11 protein-coding genes are annotated in these 19,508 nt (G+C 73.7%); 7 read left to right on the forward strand and 4 right to left on the reverse strand.

Translation table 11 applies throughout. The features are described from left to right. Positions 1-828: 828 nt before the first annotated feature. Positions 829-1,782 carry an FAD-dependent oxidoreductase gene (locus ACMA1D_RS01320; RefSeq protein ID WP_414721952.1) on the reverse strand — a complete coding sequence of 318 codons (954 nt, stop codon included), beginning with the start codon at positions 1,780-1,782 and terminating at the stop codon, positions 829-831. 329 nt (positions 1,783-2,111) lie between these two features. Here ACMA1D_RS01320 and ACMA1D_RS01325 point away from each other — a divergent pair, with 329 nt between their 5' ends. Further along, entirely contained in the window at positions 2,112-3,875 is a 1,764-nt protein-coding gene (locus tag ACMA1D_RS01325) for an ABC-F family ATP-binding cassette domain-containing protein (RefSeq protein ID WP_414721953.1), read from the forward strand. Positions 3,876-3,963: 88 nt separating this feature from the next. Here the strand turns inward: ACMA1D_RS01325 and ACMA1D_RS01330 are convergent, their stop codons facing one another. Then, on the reverse strand, positions 3,964-4,608 hold the full coding sequence (locus ACMA1D_RS01330; protein WP_414721954.1) for an HD domain-containing protein: 645 nt from the start codon (positions 4,606-4,608) through the stop codon (positions 3,964-3,966). A 179-nt stretch (positions 4,609-4,787) separates the two neighbouring features. Then, positions 4,788-6,491, reverse strand: a complete 1,704-nt coding sequence (locus tag ACMA1D_RS01335; RefSeq protein ID WP_414721955.1) for an ABC-F family ATP-binding cassette domain-containing protein — start codon at positions 6,489-6,491, stop codon at positions 4,788-4,790. 545 nt (positions 6,492-7,036) lie between these two features. Between ACMA1D_RS01335 and ACMA1D_RS01340 the strand changes: the two genes are divergently transcribed. Further along, the gene (locus ACMA1D_RS01340; RefSeq protein WP_414721956.1) at positions 7,037-8,029 is read left to right on the forward strand and encodes an alpha/beta fold hydrolase; all 993 of its coding nucleotides are present in this window, start codon (positions 7,037-7,039) and stop codon (positions 8,027-8,029) included. A 174-nt stretch (positions 8,030-8,203) separates the two neighbouring features. Here ACMA1D_RS01340 and ACMA1D_RS01345 read toward each other — a convergent pair whose 3' ends face one another. Further along, on the reverse strand, positions 8,204-11,239 hold the full coding sequence (locus ACMA1D_RS01345; protein WP_414721957.1) for an AAA family ATPase: 3,036 nt from the start codon (positions 11,237-11,239) through the stop codon (positions 8,204-8,206). A 144-nt stretch (positions 11,240-11,383) separates the two neighbouring features. On the opposite strand from ACMA1D_RS01345, the gene ACMA1D_RS01350 reads away from it, so the two are divergent. The 5 genes from ACMA1D_RS01350 (at position 11,384) to ACMA1D_RS01370 (ending at position 19,459) form a co-directional block, all read left to right on the forward strand. Beyond that, entirely contained in the window at positions 11,384-14,242 is a 2,859-nt protein-coding gene (locus ACMA1D_RS01350) for an AAA family ATPase (protein ID WP_414721958.1), read from the forward strand. 649 nt (positions 14,243-14,891) lie between these two features. Further along, the gene (gene ccrA, locus ACMA1D_RS01355) at positions 14,892-16,247 is read left to right on the forward strand and encodes a crotonyl-CoA carboxylase/reductase (RefSeq protein WP_414721959.1); all 1,356 of its coding nucleotides are present in this window, start codon (positions 14,892-14,894) and stop codon (positions 16,245-16,247) included. Between the two features lie 5 nt (positions 16,248-16,252). After that, a complete protein-coding gene (locus ACMA1D_RS01360) occupies positions 16,253-17,281 on the forward strand; it encodes a 3-oxoacyl-ACP synthase III family protein (RefSeq protein WP_414721960.1) in 1,029 nt (342 codons plus the stop codon). Next, entirely contained in the window at positions 17,278-18,141 is an 864-nt protein-coding gene (locus ACMA1D_RS01365) for a 3-hydroxybutyryl-CoA dehydrogenase (protein WP_414721961.1), read from the forward strand. Before ACMA1D_RS01360 ends, ACMA1D_RS01365 begins: the two co-directional genes overlap by 4 nt. A gap of 859 nt (positions 18,142-19,000) precedes the next feature. Next, positions 19,001-19,459: a response regulator transcription factor gene (locus ACMA1D_RS01370; protein ID WP_414721962.1), complete on the forward strand. Its 459-nt coding sequence runs from the start codon at positions 19,001-19,003 to the stop codon at positions 19,457-19,459. Positions 19,460-19,508 lie beyond the last annotated feature (49 nt).

A 19,508-nucleotide genomic window follows, 5' to 3' on the forward strand; every position in this document is an offset into this window, starting at 1 on the left:
CGAGGCGTCCGGCCCCTGGGGTGACGGGGATCTTCATGCGCATTCCGGGGGGTCGGGGACAGTACGGCGGATGGGAGTGCCGCCGCCGGACGGAGGGGGCCCGTTGGCGGGGCGCGTACGGCGGTCGCGCGACGGTTGCGCCGTCAGGGGCGGGCCGCTGACCTGAACGCCGTTCCGGGCGGCGGGAGTTGGCCGTGCCGGGTGCGGGTGCGGGGGAGTGGCCGGGACCGGTGAGGCGGGCCCGTGGAACCGAGTTGAGGTATCTGACCTGGAAGTGTTGTTGAGCTGCGATGCACGTGGTTAGCTTAGGCTTACCTAAGTAAACCTTGGTCATGTTCTCCCTGTGACCTCACCCACAGTCACCCAACTAGGCGTCTCCGTGTCGGCCTGCCCGTCGCGTACCGCCCGCCGTGTCGTTCGCGTACCCGGCCGACCACGCGTCGGCCCCCTGAACGTGCTCCCCGCGAGCCCGACGGTCCCCAAGGCCCTGGCCGTCAGGACCTCGCGGGGAGCACTACCTTTCGGTGGTTGGTGGTTGGTGGTTGGGTGGTGGGTGTGGCCTTGGTGCGCGACCGCGGTTGGACGGTCGAGCGCGCGCGGCCCCGGCCGGACGGGCGCGTAACGGCGGTGGCCCGGGCGGCTGTCGATCGGTTGGACGGCCGCCCGGTGGCTGTGGCCGGGCGGCAGCCGCAGCCCCGGCGTATCGCCTCCCGCTCCGCGCACCCCGTGTGGCCCCCGCGCAGGTGTCGCACGGGCCGCCGCGTGACGCAAGACGAGGCGCATGGCGCGGCGCCGATCCCGCACCGTCCGCGGCCCGCAGGGGCGGTCTCAGGCGCCGAGCAGCGCCGCCACCTCGCGGGCGCAACCCCAGGCGACGGTGACGCCCGCGCCGCCGTGCCCGTAGTTGTGGACGCACCGGGTGCCGCCCGGGAGTTCCGCCAGTTCGAGCCTGACCCGGGGGCGGGCCGGGCGCAGGCCGACCCGGTGGGCGAGCACCGGCGCCCCGGCCAACTCTGGCCGCGCCCGAAGGCAGCGCGCCAGGATCGCCTCGGCCGTCGCGGGCTCGGGGCGCAGCTCCCAGGAGTGGGCCCGGGCGGTGCCGCCGAGCACCACCCCGTACGGCTGCGGCAGCACGTACAGCGTCTCGTCCGCCGCGTCGTCGGCGGCCACCAGCCACTCCGTCAGGCCCGGGTTGGCCACGACCACCACCTGTCCCTGCACCGGGTGGACGGTCGGATCGGGGACCAGGTCGCGGGCGCCGAGGCCCGCGCAGTTCACCACGGCCCCGGCCGCCCGGCCGGCCTCGGCGAGCGAGGTCAGCGCGCGGATCTCGACGGTGCCGCCGGCGGCGGTCAGCCGGCGTTCCAGGTGGCGCAGGTGCGCGGGCATGTCGATCAGCGGGACACGGGCCCGCAGCCCGGCCGTGAACCCGGCAGGCAACTGCGCCGCCGTGGCCGCCTCCAGCCCGGGCAGGTCATCGGCCCAGGCCCCCAGGCCCGCCCGGGTCAGGCCCGCGTGCGTGCCGTCCGCGAACCGTACGCCGCTCTCCTGCGGGTCGGCGGCCAGCGCGGTCAGTTCCGTCAGCGCGGCCAGCGACCAGCGGCCCGCGGCATCGGCCGGCTCGATGCGGTAGGGCCACCAGAGCCCACCGGCCACCGCAGAGGTGGTCGCAGCGGCCGGCTCCCGACCCCACACGGCCACCCGAAACCCTCGCTCCGCCAGCGTAACGGCGCAGGTCAGGCCGGTGACGCCGGAGCCGATCACGATCACATCGCGCACCATGCGGGGACGCTATCCGCTGATCGGACGCAGCGCGAGCCCCCGCGGGGTACGGAGTGCGGCGTACGACGTGGAGCGGAGTGCGGCGTACGCGTGCGGGCTGTCGGCCCGGGCCCCGCCACGCCACACCCCACCGCACCGCACCGGGAGGCCGGGCCGGACCGCGATCCCGGCGTGCTCCCCGCGCCGCCGCTACTCCCACCCGGGCCGGCACCACCTCCCGCCAGCCACACGAGCGCCCCGGTCAGGGAAACAGCGCCGCCGGCCAAGGGGCCAGCCCCAGGGATATGCAGGGGCGCGGCGACGGGGCCCGCGGCTAGGATCACCCACTGATGACTGCCACTCTCGTTGCCAAGAACCTCGCCGCCGGGCACGGTGACCGCACCCTCTTCGCCGGTCTCGACCTCGTCGTGGCCCCCGGGGACACCATCGGCCTCGTCGGCGCCAATGGGGCCGGCAAGTCCACCCTGCTGCGCATCCTCGCCGGCCTGGTCGAACCCACCGAGGGCAGCGTCACGCTCAACCCGCCGCACGCCACCATCGGCCATCTGCCGCAGGAGCACGAGCGGCGCCGCACCGGCGGCTCCGACCCGGCCACCGGCGCCGAGACGGTGCGTGACTTCCTGGCCCGCCGCACCGGGGTCGCCGCCGCCGAAGCGGCCCTCGAAGCCGCCACCGAAGCACTGGCGGCCGGGCAGCCGGGTGCCGACGACGCGTACGCCACCGCCTGGGATCGGTGGCTCGCGCTCGGCTGCGCCGATCTGGCGGAGCGCGCCGAGGGCGTCACCGCGTCGCTCGGCCTCTCGGTCGGTCTCGACCGGCCGATGACCGCGCTCTCCGGCGGCCAGGCGGCCCGCGCCGGACTCGCCTCGCTGCTGCTCAGCCGGTACGACGTCTTCCTGCTCGACGAGCCGACCAACGACCTGGACCTGGACGGCCTGGCCCGGTTGGAGGAGTTCGTCCGCGGGCTGCGCGCCGGCACCGTGCTGGTCAGCCATGACCGCGAGTTCCTGGCCCGCACGGTCGACAAGGTCCTCGAACTCGACCTGGCCCAACAGCAGATCACCCTCTTCGGCGGCGGCTACACCGCCTATCTGGAGGAGCGCGAGACGGCGCGCCGGCACGCCAGGGAGCGGTACGAGCAGTACGCGCAGACCCGCGCGGGGCTTGAGGAGCGGGCCCGCACCCAGCGCGCCTGGATGGACAAGGGCGTGCGCAACGCCCGCCGCAAGGCCACCGACGGTGACAAGTTGCTGCGCAACGCGCGCATCGAGAGCACCGAGAAGCAGGCGGCCAAGGCCCGGCAGACCGACCGGCTCATCGAGCGCCTCGAAGAGGTCGAGGAGCCGCGCAAGGAGTGGGAACTGCGCCTTGAGATCGCCCAGGCGCCCCGCTCGGGCTCGGTCGTGGCCACCCTGCGCGGGGCCCGGGTGCGCCGCGGCAGCTTCGACTTCGGCCCCGTCGACCTCCAGGTCGACTGGGCGGACCGGGTGGCGATCGTCGGCGCCAACGGCTCGGGCAAGTCCACCCTGCTGGCCGCACTCCTCGGCCGGCTGCCGCTGGACGAGGGGCACGCCGCGCTCGGCTCGGGCGTGGTCATCGGCGAGGTGGACCAGGCCAGGGCGCAGCTCTTCGGCGCGGACCGGGTCGGGGCGGAGGCGGACACGCCGGGCGGCCAGGAGGGGGCCGCCGCGCCGCAGCCGGCCCGGGCGCCCGGCGGCGAGGGGCGACCCCACGCCGGATCGCTGCTCGACACCTTCAGCGAGGTCGTGGCCGAGCTCGAACCGGCCGAGGTGCGGACGCTGTTGGCCAAGTTCGGGCTGAAGGCCGACCACGTGCTGCGCCCCGCCGCGACCCTCTCGCCCGGCGAGCGGACCCGGGCCGCGCTCGCCCTGCTCCAGGCCCGCGGGGTCAACCTGCTGGTGCTCGACGAGCCGACCAACCACCTGGACCTGCCCGCCATCGAGCAGTTGGAGTCGGCGCTCGCCGCGTACGCCGGCACGCTGCTGCTGGTCACCCACGACCGCCGGATGCTGGACGCGGTGCACACCACGCGCCGCATCGAGATGGCCGACGGGCGGGTCACCGAGCGCTGAGCCCGCTTCGCGTGGTGCCGGCCGGGGGCCGGCACCACCACGAGCGCGTACGGGGCGGGGCGTGCTCACCCCACCCGCGCGCCCGGCGTCACTCGGGCCACGCCGACTCGCGGATGACGGTCACGAAGTCGCCGCGCTGGAAGCCGGGTACGAAGTGGGCCAACACATCGGCCTTCACATTGCCGAACGTGGTCTCCGGCTTGGGCGCGATGCCCTCGGTGAACGCCGCCAGGATGCGCCGCTTGAAGTCGGGCCGCGGGTGCAGGGCGACGATCGCGGCCCGGTCGTCGGGGCTGATCCGGTCGTAGTCGATGCCGAGCACGTCGTACTCCACCCCCGCGGTGACCAGCGCCACCTCCGGCTCCATGAACTCCGGCACGCCGGGCGTGGTGTGCAGGGCGATCGCCGTCCACACCCGGCGCACCGCGTCCTCGGGCACCTGGTGTGCGCGCAGGAACGCGGCGGCCTCCTCCGCCCCGTCCACCTCGAACCGCCGCCCGCTGGTGCGGAACTCCTCGTTCAGGCCCAGGTCGTGGAACATGGCGCCGATGTACAGCAACTCCTGGTCGCACTCCAGGCCGCGGGCGCGCCCCAGCAGGCTGCCGAAGAGGTACACCCGGCGCGAATGGTGGTAGATCAGGTCGTCGGTGGCGTCCCGCACCAGGGCGGTGGCCTCCTTGGCCAGGGCGCTGTCGGGCACGGTGAGGTCGGCGGCGTGCGGTACGTCGGGCATGGGCTGGTCTCCTCGTCCTCGGGGTCCGCGGCGGCGGGGCCCCGTCGGCGCGGCGCTGGCCACGGGCGCGGTGGGCGGCGACGGCACGTGCGGCACCAGTCAACCAGGGCCGGCGGCGGTGCGCCGCCAGGACCGCCCGGCGCGTACCGCTCCCTTACGACGCCGGAGCCTCCGGCCTCCTACGACGCCGGCGCCGCGCGGTCCGCGTCCGGCTCGGACGCCGCCGGTTCCCGTGCGGTCTCCAACAGGTCGCGCACCTCGTCGGCGGAGGTCTCCCGCAACGTGTCGGAGACGAACAGCCAGCGCGTGATGCCGATCGCGGTCAGGAAGGCGAGGTCGTGGCTGGCGACCAGGAGTGCGCCCTGGAAGGAGTCGAGTGCGCTGGTCAGATGGCGGACGCTGGCCAGGTCGAGATTGTTGGTCGGCTCGTCCAGCATCAACAACTGGGGCGCGGGCGCGGCCAGCATGGTGGCGGCGAGCGCGGCCCGGAACCGTTCTCCGCCCGACAGGGTGCCGGCCGGCTGCGCAGCCCGAGCCCCCCGGAACAGGAAGCGGGCGAGCTGCGAACGGATGTGGTTGTCGGTGACGCCGGGCGCCATCCTGGCCACGTTCTCCGCGACGCTGAGCTCCTCGTCCAGCACGTCGAGCCGCTGTGGCAGGAAGCGCAGCGGCACGGACGCCCTCGCCTCGCCCTCGGCCGGTGCGAGCTCGCCGGCGAGGGTGCGCAGCAGCGTCGTCTTGCCCGCGCCGTTCCGCCCCACCAGGGCGATCCGCTCCGGCCCGTGCACGTGCAACTCGCCCGCGCGCAGCCTGCCGTACGCGGGCCGCAGCGCGTGCAGGGTCAGTACGGTACGGCCGGTCGGCACCGCCGTGTGCGGCAGGCTGACCCGGATCTCGGCGTCGTTGCGCAGTGCGTCGGCGGCCTCCTCGCGCCGCTCGCGCGCCTCTTCGAGCCGCGCCTCCTGGACCCCGCGCAGCTTGTCGGCCGACTCCTGCGCGGACCGCTTGCGCTCACCGGCCACGATCCTGGGCGCCCGCCGCTGGGCGTCCATCTTCTTGCTGTGCCGCTCCCGGCGGGCCACCTTGATCTGTGCCTCCTCCAACTCCCGCTTCTGCTTGCGCACATCGGCCTCGGCGGCGCGCAACATGCGCTCGGCCGACTCTTGTTGGGTGGCCAGCGCCTGCTGGTAGTCGGACCAGGCGCCGCCGTACCAGGTCACCGAGCCGGACCGCAGCTCGGCGATCCGGTCCACCCGCTCCAGCAGGTCGCGGTCGTGGCTGACGATGATCAGTACGCCGGAGCGCCAGGAGTCGACCGCTTCGTAGAGTCGGCGGCGGGCGAACAGGTCGAGGTTGTTGGTCGGCTCGTCGAGCAGCAGGATGTCGGGGCGCTCCAGGAGCAGCGCGGCCAGCCGCAGCAGCACGGTCTCGCCACCCGACAACTGGCCCACCGTACGGTCGAGTTCGATGCCGTCGAGCCCGAGCGTGGCGAGCGTCGCCGCGGCCCGTTCCTCCACGTCCCAGTCGTCCCCGAGCGTCTCGAAGTGGACCTCGCTCGCGTCGCCCGACTCGATGGCGCGCAGCGCGGCCCGCCGCTCGGCGATGCCGAGCGCCTGGTCCACGCGGAGGTCGGTGTTGAGGGTGATGTTCTGCGGCAGGTAGGCGAGGCTGCCGCGGAGGGCGATCGAGCCGGCCGCCGGGCGCAGCGCGCCGGCCAGCAGCCGCAGCAGGGTGGACTTGCCGGTGCCGTTGTTGCCGACGAGGCCGGTGCGCCCGCGGCCGACGGTGAACGACAGGTCGTCGAAGACGGTGGTTCCGTCCGGCCAGCGGAAGGAGAGCGCCGAGCAGGTCACGGCGGCGGGGGAAGTCGAAGCGTGGGCCATGGTGAATCTCGCAGTCGCAAGCGCAGGGATGGGGGCTTCGTATGCGAGCACCACGCGGCGACGGGCCTAAGCCGAAGGGGGAGCGCGGCCGTCCGACGGGTCGGGACGGTCCGGGCACCGAGGTCGCAGGCGCGGGTCACGGGCGGCGAAAGGGCCGGCCTGAACGTGACGGGAGTACGGCTCGGCCGTACCGCGCGATGTCGCGAACCTCAGATGCGCAACGTCCACCTCTATCGGAGACAACAGGACCCGGCCACTGTACCCCGTCATCGCCGGCCGTCCAGTGGCTCGGCGTGCGAGACCGGTCACGCCGGGCGGGTGTGGGTGGCAATGCGGGGTGGGTGTGAGTGGGGGTGTGGGTGTGTGTGGGGGTGGACGGTGGCGCGGGGTGGGTGTGTGTGGGCTGGCATGGGGAGGGCGTGGGCGGGTCGCGCAGGGGTTTGCCGGATCGGCAAAGGTGCTGGCCGCGGGGTGGCGGGCCGCTCGATGATCGACTCACCCACCCAGATCCACCCCCATCCGACACACCCACCCTGGAGGAAGCCATGGCACACCCGGACCCGACGTGGTCGCTCACCCACCGGATGGTGGCGTCTCCCGCCGGCCGCACCTACGTCGTGGAGTGCGGCAGCGGGCCGCTGGTGGTGCTGGTGCACGGGTTCCCGGAAAGTTGGTACTCCTGGCGCCACCAGCTTCCGGCGCTGGCCGCCGCCGGGTTCCGGGCCGCCGCCGTGGACGTGCGCGGTTACGGCCGCTCCGCGAAGCCGGCCGGGGCCGCCGCGTACCGGATGCTCGACCTGGTGGCCGACGAGGTCGCCGTGGTGCGCGGGCTCGGCGCCGAGCGTGCGGTGATCGTCGGCCACGACTGGGGTGCGAACATCGCGGCGCACGCGGCGCTGCTGCGCCCCGACGTGTTCCCGGCCGTCGCCATGCTGAGCGTGCCCTACGCGCCGCCCGGCGGCCCGCGGCCCACCGACGCCTTCGCCGCGCTCGGCGGGGACGAGGAGTTCTACGTCAGCTACTTCCAGGAGTCCGGCCGCGCCGAGGCCGAGATCGAGCCCGACGTACGCGGCTGGCTGGCCGGCTGGTACGCGAGCCTGTCCGGCGACACCATGCCGGGGCCCGACGAGCCGAGCCCGTACTTCGTGGCGCCCGGCGGCCGGTTGCGCGACCGCTTCCCACAGCAGCGCGCCCCGCACTGGCTGGGTGAGACCGAACTCGACTTCTACGCCGCGGAGTTCGAGCGCACCGGGATGGCCGGGGCGCTCCGGCGCTACCGTGCCGTCGACCTTGACTGGGCCGACCTCGCGACCTGGGAGGGGGCGCCGATCGGCCAACCCTCGCTGTTCGTCGGCGGCGCGCTGGACGCCACCACGCACTGGATGGCCGACGCGATCGCGGCGTTCGACCACACCCTGCCCGGGTTGGTCTCGCGCCACCTCATCGACGGCTGCGGCCACTGGGTGCAGCAGGAGCGGCCCGCGGAGGTCAACCGGCTGCTGACGGAGTGGCTGCGTGCCCTGCCGGCGCCGGGCTGAGACGCGCCGCGGCGGTGTCGCCGCGGCTGGGCCGGGGCGACACGGCCCCTCGTCGGGCTGCCGTGCTGCCGCCGCTGGGCCGGCGCGCCGCCGGGCCTGCCCCTGCCGCTGGGTCGGCACACCGCGACGCCCCGCCCGCCCCCGCGATCCGTAACCGACCCAACTCCCGCGTGTTCAGCGCTCGTTGGTGGTCAACATCAACGTGGCGAGCTCCACTCGGGAGCGGAGCCCCGTGCGGTGGAAGAGGCGGTTGAGGCGGCTGGCGACGCTGCCTTCGCTGACCGCGAGGGCGCGGGCGATCTGGCGGTTGGCCAGCCCCTCGGTGACCAGGGTGGCCAGTAGCCTTTCGTTCTCCTCGGTCACGGTGCGCCGGCCCGGCACCGGCAGCCCGGCGTCGCGCAGTGCGGTGCGCGTACGGTACCGCCACACCAGCGCGCCGAGCTGTCCGAACACCTCGTACGCCTCCCGCAGCAGCGACTCGGTCTCCGGCCTTGCCCGGCCGCCACTGCTGGCCACGGCCAACAGGGTGCGGGCCAGCTCGAAGGGTTGCTCGTCGGTGCGGGCCAGGGTGAGTGCCTCGTCGGCGAGCGCGGAGCCGTCGGGCAGGTCGGAGGCGAGTTCGGGGTGCCGGTCGAGCGCGCCGAGGCAGGCGCGCAGATAGCGCAGTCGGCTGCGGTCGCTGGCCATGGCAGTGGCGACCCGGTCCACCTCGCGCAGGCACAGCAGGACACGCTCCGGCCGGTCGCCGTCGCCCTGGAGTGCGGCCAGCGCCGTCCACAGCGACTCGGTGCCGAAGACGTGGCCGCGCTCGCGGGCCTCGCCGAGCCCGCGGCGCACGGCCTCCTCCGCGAGCGCCGGCTCGCCGAGGAAAAGGGCGATGGCCGCCTCCTGCGCGTCGAGCAGGTAGGCCGCCGCGATCGGCTGGGCACGTGCCTGGTCGAGCACGGTCCGCGCGCGCGACGGCCGGCCGTGCGCGAGCAGCATCGTCGAGGTGTGGGCGTGCACCAGCACACTCACCGGCGGCCTGGCCGTCGCCCGCCGGCTGACCATCACCGTCCGCGCGGTGGCCAGCGCCTCGTCCCAGGAGCCGGTCAGAAACTGCCACAGGAACCGCGTCTCGGCCGGCAGCCGTGCGGTGTCGTGGCCGCGCCGCTCCAGCAGTGCCACGGCCTGCCGCACACTGCCGAGCGCGAGCAGCCCATCGCACTGGAGCAGGGTCAACTCGAAGGCGAGGTGCGGCGGGAGCGAGGGGTCTGCGGGGGCGTCGACGGCCGCGTACAGACCGGCCGGGGTGCCGACCATCAGCCGTGCGGCGTCCCGCAGCAGGGCACCGAAGTGCCGGGTCACCGGGTCGGGGCGGGTGCCAAGGCCGGTGGCCGCGATCAGGTCGAGCGCCTGCGCCCAGTGGCCGAGCAGACACAGGGTCAGCGCCCCGGCGATGGCGGACGGGCCCTCGGTGGCACGCGACGCGGGCCCGTGCTGCCCGCCGAGCGCCGCCATGTCGCCCGCCGCGGCCAGCGCCATCAGCCGTACGACGGTGAGTTCCTGGCGGGCGGCCGGGCTGAGGTCGGCGCCGTGCGTGCGCAGTACCGCGCCGGCCGCGTCGGCGGCCTCCCGGGCGTCGCCGGCCCGGTACGCGGTGGCCGCGTGTCGGGCCAGGGACGAGGCGCGGAGCAGCGGATCGTCGGTGAGGTCGGCGGCGGCCCGCAGCCAACGCGCCGCATCGCGCGGCCGTACCGGTGCCAACTGGGCAGATATGAAAAGAAGTTCGGACAGCGCACGAGAGCGGTCGACCAGGGCCCCGGCGTCGACGATACGATTCGCCAGATAGGCCCGCCGCTCGGCGTCGCGCCGCTGCCCGCCACCCTCGCCAGGCGCCGCCCGGTCACTCTCCTCCCACAGCGCCCGCACCGCCGCCGCCGACACCGCGCGCCGTTCGTACGGGCCGAGCCTGGCCCGCAGCGCCGCGGCCACCAGCGGAACGCGGAACGACCAGCGCCGGGCGGGTGTGTCGGCCCGCGCCGCGGGCCCGGGCTCCGCGGCCTCGTCGACCAGCCCGGCGGCCGTCAGCTCGGCCAGCGCGCCGGCGACGGCCGCGGCGGACAGACCGGTGGTGGTGGCGAGGATCGCGGGGGTGCGGCTGCCCAGCGGTTCTAGGACGCTCAGCGCCTTGGCCACCCGCCAGGTCGCCTCGCCGAGCCCGGCGAGGGCGCGGACGAAGCGGTCGTCGTCGGGCAGCACCGGCGGCGCCGCCCCGGGACGCAGTTGGGCGTGGCCGATCAGGGTGCCGATGGTGGGCTCGCCGGCCGGGCCGAGCACCGCCGCGAGCGCCCCCGGGTTGCCGGCGCTGAGCCGGTACAACTCGGCCACCAGATCCCGGTCGGGCACCGCCCGCAGCCGGTGCGTGACCAGGCGCGCCACTTCCTGTCGGGTCAGCGGCGGCAGCCAGACCGGGTCCCCGGCCAGGTCGTCGGGGAACGGCCAGCTCGGCCCCCGCGGCGCGCGCGGCGCCGACCCGGGCGGGCGGACGGGGGAGACGCCGAGGACCAGCCGTACCGCGGACAGCGCCAACAGCGGCGCGAGTACCCGGACCAGGTCCACCGTCTCCGGATCGGCGAACTGGGCGTCGTCGACCAGCACCACCGTACGCGTACGGGTGCGCAGCGCGCGGGTGAGCTGGCGGGTGAGCAGGCGCCCCGGGTCGTCCGGGCCGGGTTGGCTCGCGTGGGCAGGGTGGCTCGGGTGGTGTGCCGGGCCCGGCTGACCTGCATGGCTTGGCTGGCTCGGGTCGGTGGGGTGGCTCTGATCGGTCCGCGGCTGGCCGTCCGGGCGGCGCGCGGCGGCGGGGCTCGACGTGCCGGGCGCGGACGGTTCGGCGGTCACCGCGCGCAGTGCGGCCGTCGGGGACAGGGCCGTCACCAGTCGGTGCGCCAACAGGTAGGCGGTGTGGTGGTCGCGGGGCAGACAGGCCACCTCGTGCACGGTGACGCCGGTGGCCCGCACCCGCTCCGCCAGTGCGGCCAGCACCGCACTGCGGCCGATGCCGATCTCGCCGCGCACCAGCCAGACGGCAGGACCGGTCAACGCCGTTGCGCAGTCGATCAGTTGCTGAACCACCGTGTCCCGGCCAATGAGTTGGGGCGTGCTCCGCGGTGGCGCCCCCGTATCGACGGCCCCGATACGCCCCGTGACGTGGTTCGCCGCCCTCACCCCCTCGCCTCACCGAGGCAGGCCGAAAGGCGCCACCCCCCGTTGACCAATCATATGAAGGTGCGGATGGTGAAGGGAGTGCTTAATCAGTGAAGATCTTGACCAAAGGGTCAAGGTCGACCCCGCGGGATGTGGTGCGAACTGATGCCGGCTCACGGCAAGACGGCGCTCGTCGGCCGCCGGGAGGAGGTGCGCGAGGTCAGCGCCGCGCTGCGGCGGGCCAGCGACACGGCCCGTCTGTTGATGCTGCACGGTGAGCCGGGCATTGGTAAGACCACGGTGGCCGAAACCGCCATCGAGGCCGCCTCCCGCGCCGGCGTCCTGGTGCTCCGCATCGACCTGCCGGCAGCCGGCCGGGCCGGGCTCGGCACGGTCGCCGACCGCACGTGTGAGCTGCTGATGGAGGCCGGCGCCCGGGACGCGCTGCCGCTCATCAAGGCCGTACGCCGGGTCAGGGCCGAGGCCGCGGGAGACCGCCGACACCATCTCCCCCTCATGCTCCATACGCAGGCGCTGCTACAGCAAGTGGCGCAGAGCCGACAGGTGTCCCTGGTCCTGGACGACGTCCACCACCTGGCGGACGAGGACGTGGGCGTGCTCGGCGCGCTGCTGTGCGGGCTGCGGGCGGACGGGGTGCCCGTCGTCGTGTGCGGCCAGTGCCCGCCGGACGGCCCCGCCGAGGTGCTGCCCACGCTCGCCGCCGCGGCCGACCAGAGCCTGGAACTGTCCCCGCTGACCTGGGCGCAGACCGGCGCGCTGGCCGGTCGCAGGCTCGGTCTGCCGGCCGCCCCCGAACTGGTCACCGCGGTCCGCGCGGCCCTGGGCACGCTGGCGGGCAACCCCCGGGCCGTACTCGCCACGGTCGCAGCCCTGTGGCGGGAGGAACGGCTGACGGTCGTGGACGGGCACGCCTGCCCCGCCGACCGGGCGCTGGTCATCGCGCTGCCCGTACGACGCCCGGAGCAGCCCGCCGCCGACGCCGCGGACGAGACCGTACCGATCAGTCAACTCGCCTTCGCCGACGATGCGTTGGCGCTTCTGGCCCGACTGACCGCGGTGGCGGAGACCACCGTGGACGACTTCCTCGGCCTGGCTCCGGAACTCGGCGGCACCGTCGCCCACGTCGGCCAGGTGCTCGACACCCTGGTCGCCAGGCACCTGGTCACCGTCGACGACCGGCAGCGGCTGTCCTGCGCCGTGCCCGCACTGGGCCTCGCCCTCCAGCGCAACCCCGCCCGCTGGTACGGTGCCAGGCTGCACGCCCAGGTGGTGCTCAACGCCAAGCGGCGGGCCGGCGCGGGCGGCGGCGCGCTCGACCCGCGGCTGTGCGACCACGTGCTGGCCGCCGGCAGCGAACTGCCCGTCTCGCTCTCCACCGAACTCCTGCTGGCCGCCGTCCGCCGGGACCACGGCGGCAGCCAGCGGCGCACCGCCCGCGCCTGCCTCGCCCTGCTGTGTCAACTCCCGCGCGACGACGAGTGCCTGCCCGGCATCCTGCGCGGCGCCATCGGGCTGATGCTGGACCACGGGGACGCCGCCGGCCTGCTCGGCCTCGGCGCCGGACTGCTGCCCGGCGGCAACGACCGCACCCTGGCCCGCCGCGAACACCTCGTCGACCTGGCATCGGCCTGGGCCCTGGCCGCCCTGCACGAACAGTGGCTCGGCAACCACGTCGTCGCCCACGACAGCCCACCGGCCCGTACCGCCATGCGGGTGCCGACGGCCGCCGCGCTGATCGCGCTCGCCCTGCGGATGCGCGGCGAACCACCGCCCCCACCCGCCGCCGACCCGCTCCCCGACGTCGCCCAGCCGGCCCGCCCCACCGCCGTGCCGCTCGCCCAACCGCCCGCCTCGCAGATCCCGGCCGCCGCCGAAATGCTGTTGCTGACCGGCACGTTGGGCACCCGCGAGGAGTTCGAGCACGGGCTGCTGGCCGTCCGCGGGCTCCGCGCCGAAGCCGGCCTACCGCCGCCCCGCGACATCGAACAGCTCCGCGGGGCCGCGGCCTTCGGCGACTGGGCGACCGCCTTCGAGGCGGTACTCGGCGACCGCTGCGCCCGCTTCGAGGACAGCCCGCTGCGCCTGTACCAGGCACTGGTCCGCGAGTACCTGACCGGCTCCTGGGAGACCGCGCTGACGCTGGCCCGCCGGGTCGAGACGTACGCCAGGGGAACCGACGGCGGTCCGCTGTACGACCACAGCCGCAGCCTGGCGGCGGAGATCTGCCGCTGGCAGGGTGACACGGGCCGGGCCGCCGACTGGCTGCGCGGCGTCGTCGCCCCGCACGGCCGCGGCCCACTGGCCAGTTGGGCCAGGGCCGGGCTGCGGCACGACGACGGGGACGCGGTCGGCGCCTGGCGGGAGGGCTGGCGGGAATACCGGGTGCTGCGCGCCGGTGGTCACCTCGCCGGCCTGGAGCGGCTGCTGCTGCGACTGGCGATCTACGCCGTCCAGCGCGGCCACCACCGTGCCGGGCTCGAAGCACTTGAGGCGCTTGAGGAACTGCACGCCTGTGTGGGCGCGCAGAACACCCAGGTGGCACTGTTGCTGGCGCGGGCCGTGGTGCGCGAGGACGTGGAGAGCGCGCTGGCCGCCCGGGCCCTGCCCGCCTGGCAGGGCGACCAACTCCTGTCGTTCCTGACCAGCCTGTGGCTGGCCCGCACCACCGGTTCCCAGACCTGGCTGACCGAGGCGTGGGAGTGGTGCGAGCGGCTGTCGGCGCGGCGGGCCAGGCAACTCCTGGTGGAGGTCACCGACTCGCTCGGACAGCCGGTGCCGCGCCGCCGCGCCAGCCGGTCGGTCTTCACCGCGCAGGAGCTCAGGGTGGTCAGACTGGTGGCCGAAGGCCGCACCAACCGGCAGATCGCGGCGGTCCTCGCGCGCAGCGAAAAGAGCGTGGAAACCTATCTGGCCAGCATCTTCGAGCGCACCGGCTGCCGCTCCCGGCTCGAACTCGCCACCGCCTGGCTGGACGGCGCGCTCTCGCCGTTCGTACCGGGCTGAGGGCGCAGGCTGGGCTGAGATCGCGGATCGGGTCGACACCGCGCACTGGCTGAGGTCACGCGCCGGGCCGGCGGCTCGGAAACGGTTGCCGCGTAGGCCGTGGGTTACGGGGACTGTCACGGGCGTCACGGGGGTTGGGGTGCTGGTCGCGTGCGCCGCGAGGGCGTGCAGGCCCGGATGCGGCCTGCCGGCTCGCGGACCACTCCGGCACGGGTATCTCCCTTTCGGCGCCACCCGAACGCGCCCGCCCGATGGCCCCGCAACCCGGCCCGCGGGCCGTCGCGAAGATCGGGCAAGGGTGCGAGTACGAACAGGCACGAAAGCGGGACACCGTTGGACGGCCCATCGCGGCGGTGGTTGTGTGGGACGCGCCCGATGGGGGCCCCGCTCTTCCGGTAGCACCTGGCGCGCCAGTGGGCCAGGGCAACTCCGTTCCCGACAGCACGGCAGCGACGTCCCCCGCTCCGCACCGGAGCACTGGCACCCGGCCGGACAGGTGGTCCACGAGCGACGTGGCCTGCGGTCACCACCGGCAGTGGCGGGCCCCGCGCCCGCGGATCGCCCCGAGCCGGCCCGCCGGCACCGCGCAGCGACCAGGAAACCGCCCGGGGTGTGCAAGGAACCTCGCTGACTACGGAAAGAGGTTGTCATGAGCTCCCTGGCCGACGCCCTGCTCGGCGGCGTGACGCCCGAAGAGATCGAACGCCACGCCTTACCCGACACCTACGAGGCGGCCTATCTCCGCAAGGAGGACGCGGACATGTTCCGCGGCGTAGCGGACAAGGACGTCAGGAAGTCGCTCCGGGTCGGCCAGGTGCCCATGCCCGAACTCGCCCCGGACGAGGTCGTCGTCGCCGTCATGGCGAGCGCGATCAACTACAACACCGTCTGGTCGGCCATGTTCGAGCCGCTGTCCACCTTCCGCTTCCTGGAGCAGTTCGCCCGCCAGGGTGGCTGGGCGACCCGGCACGACCAGCCGCACCAGGTGGTGGGCTCGGACGCGGCCGGTGTGATCGTCCGGCTGGGCTCCGGGGTACGCCGCTGGCGGGTCGGCGACCACGTGGTGGTCAGCCCCGCGTACGTCGACGACCAGGAGCCGGCCAGCCACGCCGACGGGATGCTCGGCGCGGAACAGCGGGCCTGGGGATTCGAGACCAACTTCGGTGGCCTGGCCCACTACACGCTGGTCCGCGCCAGTCAACTGGTTCCCAAACCCGCCCACTTGACCTGGGAAGAGGCCGCCTGCAACACCCTGTGCGCGGGCACCGCCTACCGGATGCTGGTCGGTGACAACGGGGCCCGGATCAAGCAGGGTGACGCGGTGCTGATCTGGGGCGCGGCCGGCGGGCTCGGCGCGTACGCCGTGCAGTTCGTCAAGAACGGCGGCGGCATCCCGATCGGCGTCGTCGGCTCCGCGGCGAAGGCGGACGCCGTCCGTAGGCTCGGCTGCGACCTGGTCGTCACCCGCGCCGAAATCGGCCTGGACGACGACGCATCGGGCGACCCGCAGCAGACGATCGAAGTCGGCAAGCGGCTCGGCTCGATCATCCGCGGCCACATCGGGCGCGACCCGGACGCCGTCTTCGAGCACGTGGGACGGGCCACCTTCGGCATCTCGGTGTTCGTGGTGCGCCGCGGCGGCTCCGTGGTGACCTGCGGCTCAAGCACCGGCTACGAGCACGTCTTCGACAACCGCTACCTGTGGATGAAGCTCAAGCGGGTGATCGGCAGTCATGTCGCCAACCTCCAGGAACAGGTGGAGTGCGCCCGGCTCATCGACTCGGGCCGCATCGTGCCCACCCTGAGCGCGGTCTACCCGCTGGCCGAGGCGGCCGAGGCGGCCCGACTCGTACAGACCAACCGGCACCTGGGCAAGGTCGCCGTCCTCTGTCTGGCCCCCGAAGAAGGGCTCGGCGTCACCGACCCCGAACGGCGCGCCCGGATCGGCGTGGACCGGCTCAACCCGCTGCGCGAGCGCACCACCGACCGGGGAAGGGTGGCGTGAGCGCCATGACGAACAGCACCGCACCGGCCGTCGGAATCCTGGGCACGGGCTCGTACCTGCCCGTGCGCGTGGTGGACAACGAGGAGATCGTCGCCCGCGTGCCCGACATCACGGTCGACTGGATCGAGAGCCGCACCGCCATCTACACCCGGCGCTACGCCGCCGCTGACGAGGCCACCTCCGACCTGGCCGCCAAGGCGGCCCGCGCGGCGCTCGAACGGGCCGGTCTCACCCCCGCCGCCATCGACTACGTCATCGTCTCCACCTCGACCGGCGACTTCCCGCAACCCCCCACCGCGAGCCTGGTGCAACACCTGCTCGGCGCGCAGGACGCGGCCTGCTTCGACGTCAACGCGGTGTGCGCGGGATTCGTGTACGGGCTGGAACTGGCCCGCGGCCTGGTCACGGCCAACCCCGGCGCCCGCGCCCTAGTCATCGGTGCCGACGTCTACTCGCGCATCCTCAACTACGACGACCGGCGCACCGCGGTCCTGCTCGGTGACGGCGCCGGCGCCGTGGTCGTCGGCGAGGTGCCGCCGGGGCAGGGCATCATCGACATCGCCCTCAGCACCCACGGCGAGGCACAGGACCTGATCAAGGTGCCAGCCGGCGGCAGCAGGGTGCCGACCTCGGCGCAGACCGTCGCCGCCGGTGAACATTTCTTCACCATGCACGGCCGCGGGGTACGCGACTTCGTCATGGACAACGTGCCGCCGATGCTGCACAAACTGCTCGCCCGGGCCGGCGTCGATCTCGCTGACGTCGACTGCTTCGTACCGCACCAGGCGAACGGAGTGCTCCTCGGTCAACTCGCCGAGCGGTGCGGCCTCACCCGGGCCAGGACCCACCTGGTCGTCGGCAAGTACGGCAACACCGGCAGCGCATCGGTCCCGGTGGCGCTGGACGACGCGGTGCGCGCCGGCGCGATCGGCGCCGGTGACGTGGTGCTGCTGTCGGCCTTCGGCGGCGGCATGTCGGTGGGGAGCTGCCTGCTGCGCTGGACGCCCGCCGCGGCGGAACGGAGCACACCGTGAGCGACATCCACCGGGTCGGGGTCGTCGGCTGCGGGGCGATGGGCACCGGCTTCGCCGAGGTCGCCGCGCGGGCCGGTCTTGAGGTGACCGTCGTCGCCCGCAGCGAACCGGCCGTCGCCCGGACCGCCGAACGGCTCGCCCACTCCCTCGAACGAGCCCTGAAAAAAGGCAAGTTGACCGCGGATGAACGGGACGCCGCACTGGCCAGGGTCGCCTTCACCACCAGTCTGAAGGACCTGCGCGACCGGCAGTTCGTCCTGGAGGCGGTACGCGAGTCGCTGGCCGACAAGCGGGAGGTGCTCGGCGAACTCGATGCCGTGCTCGCCGACCCCGACGCCGTCCTCGCCTCCACCACCTCCTCGATCCCGATCATGAAGCTGGGCCAGTGCGTCCGGGACCCGGGACGGGTGCTCGGCGTGCACTTCTTCAACCCGGTGCCGGTGATGCCGCTGGCCGAACTGGTCGCCTCGCTGCGCACTCGGCCAGCCGTCCTCGACCGCACGCGGTCCCTGGTCACCCAGACCCTCGGCAAGCAGGTCGTACAGGCCCAGGACCAGCCCGGGTTCATCGTCAACTCCCTTTTGATCCCGTACCTGTTGGCCGCGGTACGGATGCTGGAGTCGGGCCCCGCGTCGGCCGAGGAGATCGACCGCGGCATGGTGCTCGGCTGCGGCCACCCGATGGGACCGCTGGCCCTGGTCGACCTGATCGGCCTGGACGTCATCGTCTCGGTCGCCGAAGCGATGTACGAAGAGCTGAAGGAGCCGCTGTACGCGCCGCCCTCACTCCTGCTGCGCATGGTGGAGGCCGGCTTCCTGGGCCGTAAGAGCGGACGGGGCTTCCACGCGTACGACGCCTGACGTCTGCTGGACGGCGGGCCGGCCGCGGGTCGGCCCGCCAGGGTGGATGACCTGCGCCCGCCCGCGCCCCGGCGGCCCCCGCCCCCAAGCGGCCCGCCGCCGGCGGGGCAACCCCGTGTCACGTCGGCGACCGCCCCGGCCGGCCCTGGCCCCCGCCCCGCGCGGCCACTTGATGTCCGTGCCCGTGTCCCCGTGGCCGTCCGGTTTCCGGACAGTGCCCCGTCGGCCGTCCGTCGGCGCTGCCCGCTCGCCGCACCAATCGGGCAGCGCGCACGGGCATCCGGAAGGCCCGCCCGCCGCCGGGGCGCGACGCGGCCGGCGACCGGCCCGGCCCGGGGCGCGGCCACCGGGACTCGCGTAGGCCCGGTGAAGTGCCGGATAGCGCGGTGATCGAATTCCCCGGGGTGGCCGCGGGTATCAAAGAACCGGCATGTTGATTACGGCGAAGTGTCGCCGCGCCGGATACCGGATGCCACGCCAAAAGGGAAGCCATGGACCGGTACTTAGTGAGCCGGCGGACGGTGTTCGCGGTGTGCAACATTCCGCTTCGGTGGGCGCTCGCGTGATTTTTCCCTACAGCTAGCCGTCCCCTGCCACAGAGTCGGCGAGAGGGAGAGATCAGCGTGCCATGATATCGGCGTACCGCCGCACAGCGGGTCGGCGTCCGAGCCGCAGGGGCGACCATTCGATACGGGGGACGGCCATGATCAAGGTTGCGGTTCATGCTGAAGATCCCATTACGTGCATGGGGCTCGTCGGTCCACTCGAAGCCAATCCACAATTCAAGCTCAGCGCGGCCGAACCAGGGGCCGAAGTGGATGTCATGGTGGTCTCGGTCGACACCGTCAATGCCGATACCATGGAACTCTTACGCACCTGGCAGGCGCCCTCGGTGCGGTTCTGCCTCATCGTCGACAACAGTTGGCACGCCGACTATTCGATGGCGGCCGAGTACGGCGTACGGGCAGCGCTGTGGCGTGCGGAGTTCACGCCCGCCAGGTTCGTCGACGTCATCTGGCGGATCAGCAAGGGCTGGGCCGACTTCCCGGCCTCGCTGCAAGGCGGCCTACTCGACCACGTACACCGCGTACAGCGCGACGTGCTCACCCCGCGCGGCCTCACCGCATCGGGCCTTTCGGCCCGCGAGATCAACGTCCTCAGACTGGCCGCCGAAGGCTATGTCATCGCCGAGATCTCGCAGGAGCTCTGCTACTCGGAGCGCACGATAAAGAACATATTCTACGGCCTGATGAAGCAACTCAATCTGCGCAACAGGACGCATGTCGTCTCCTACGCCATTAGGTCCGGCTTGATCTAGCAACGCATCGGGTAACTTCACCGGTCAAGCCTCTCCCGCGGAATCCATC

The sequence above is a fragment of the Streptomyces sp. 796.1 genome, from assembly GCF_047525675.1.
Taxonomy (GTDB): domain Bacteria; phylum Actinomycetota; class Actinomycetes; order Streptomycetales; family Streptomycetaceae; genus Streptomyces.

Bases quoted from the DNA above. Each gene is read 5' to 3' on its own strand.
- ACMA1D_RS01360 (WP_414721960.1), top strand. From the start codon at position 16,253: ATGACGAACAGCACCGCACCGGCCGTCGGAATCCTGGGCACGGGCTCG.
- ACMA1D_RS01335 (WP_414721955.1), bottom strand. From the start codon at position 6,491: ATGGCCCACGCTTCGACTTCCCCCGCCGCCGTGACCTGCTCGGCGCTC.
- ACMA1D_RS01320 (WP_414721952.1), bottom strand. From the start codon at position 1,782: ATGGTGCGCGATGTGATCGTGATCGGCTCCGGCGTCACCGGCCTGACC.
- ccrA (WP_414721959.1), top strand. From the start codon at position 14,892: ATGAGCTCCCTGGCCGACGCCCTGCTCGGCGGCGTGACGCCCGAAGAG.
- ACMA1D_RS01350 (WP_414721958.1), top strand. From the start codon at position 11,384: ATGCCGGCTCACGGCAAGACGGCGCTCGTCGGCCGCCGGGAGGAGGTG.
- ACMA1D_RS01340 (WP_414721956.1), top strand. From the start codon at position 7,037: ATGGCACACCCGGACCCGACGTGGTCGCTCACCCACCGGATGGTGGCG.
- ACMA1D_RS01330 (WP_414721954.1), bottom strand. From the start codon at position 4,608: ATGCCCGACGTACCGCACGCCGCCGACCTCACCGTGCCCGACAGCGCC.
- ACMA1D_RS01325 (WP_414721953.1), top strand. From the start codon at position 2,112: ATGACTGCCACTCTCGTTGCCAAGAACCTCGCCGCCGGGCACGGTGAC.
- ACMA1D_RS01370 (WP_414721962.1), top strand. From the start codon at position 19,001: ATGGAACTCTTACGCACCTGGCAGGCGCCCTCGGTGCGGTTCTGCCTC.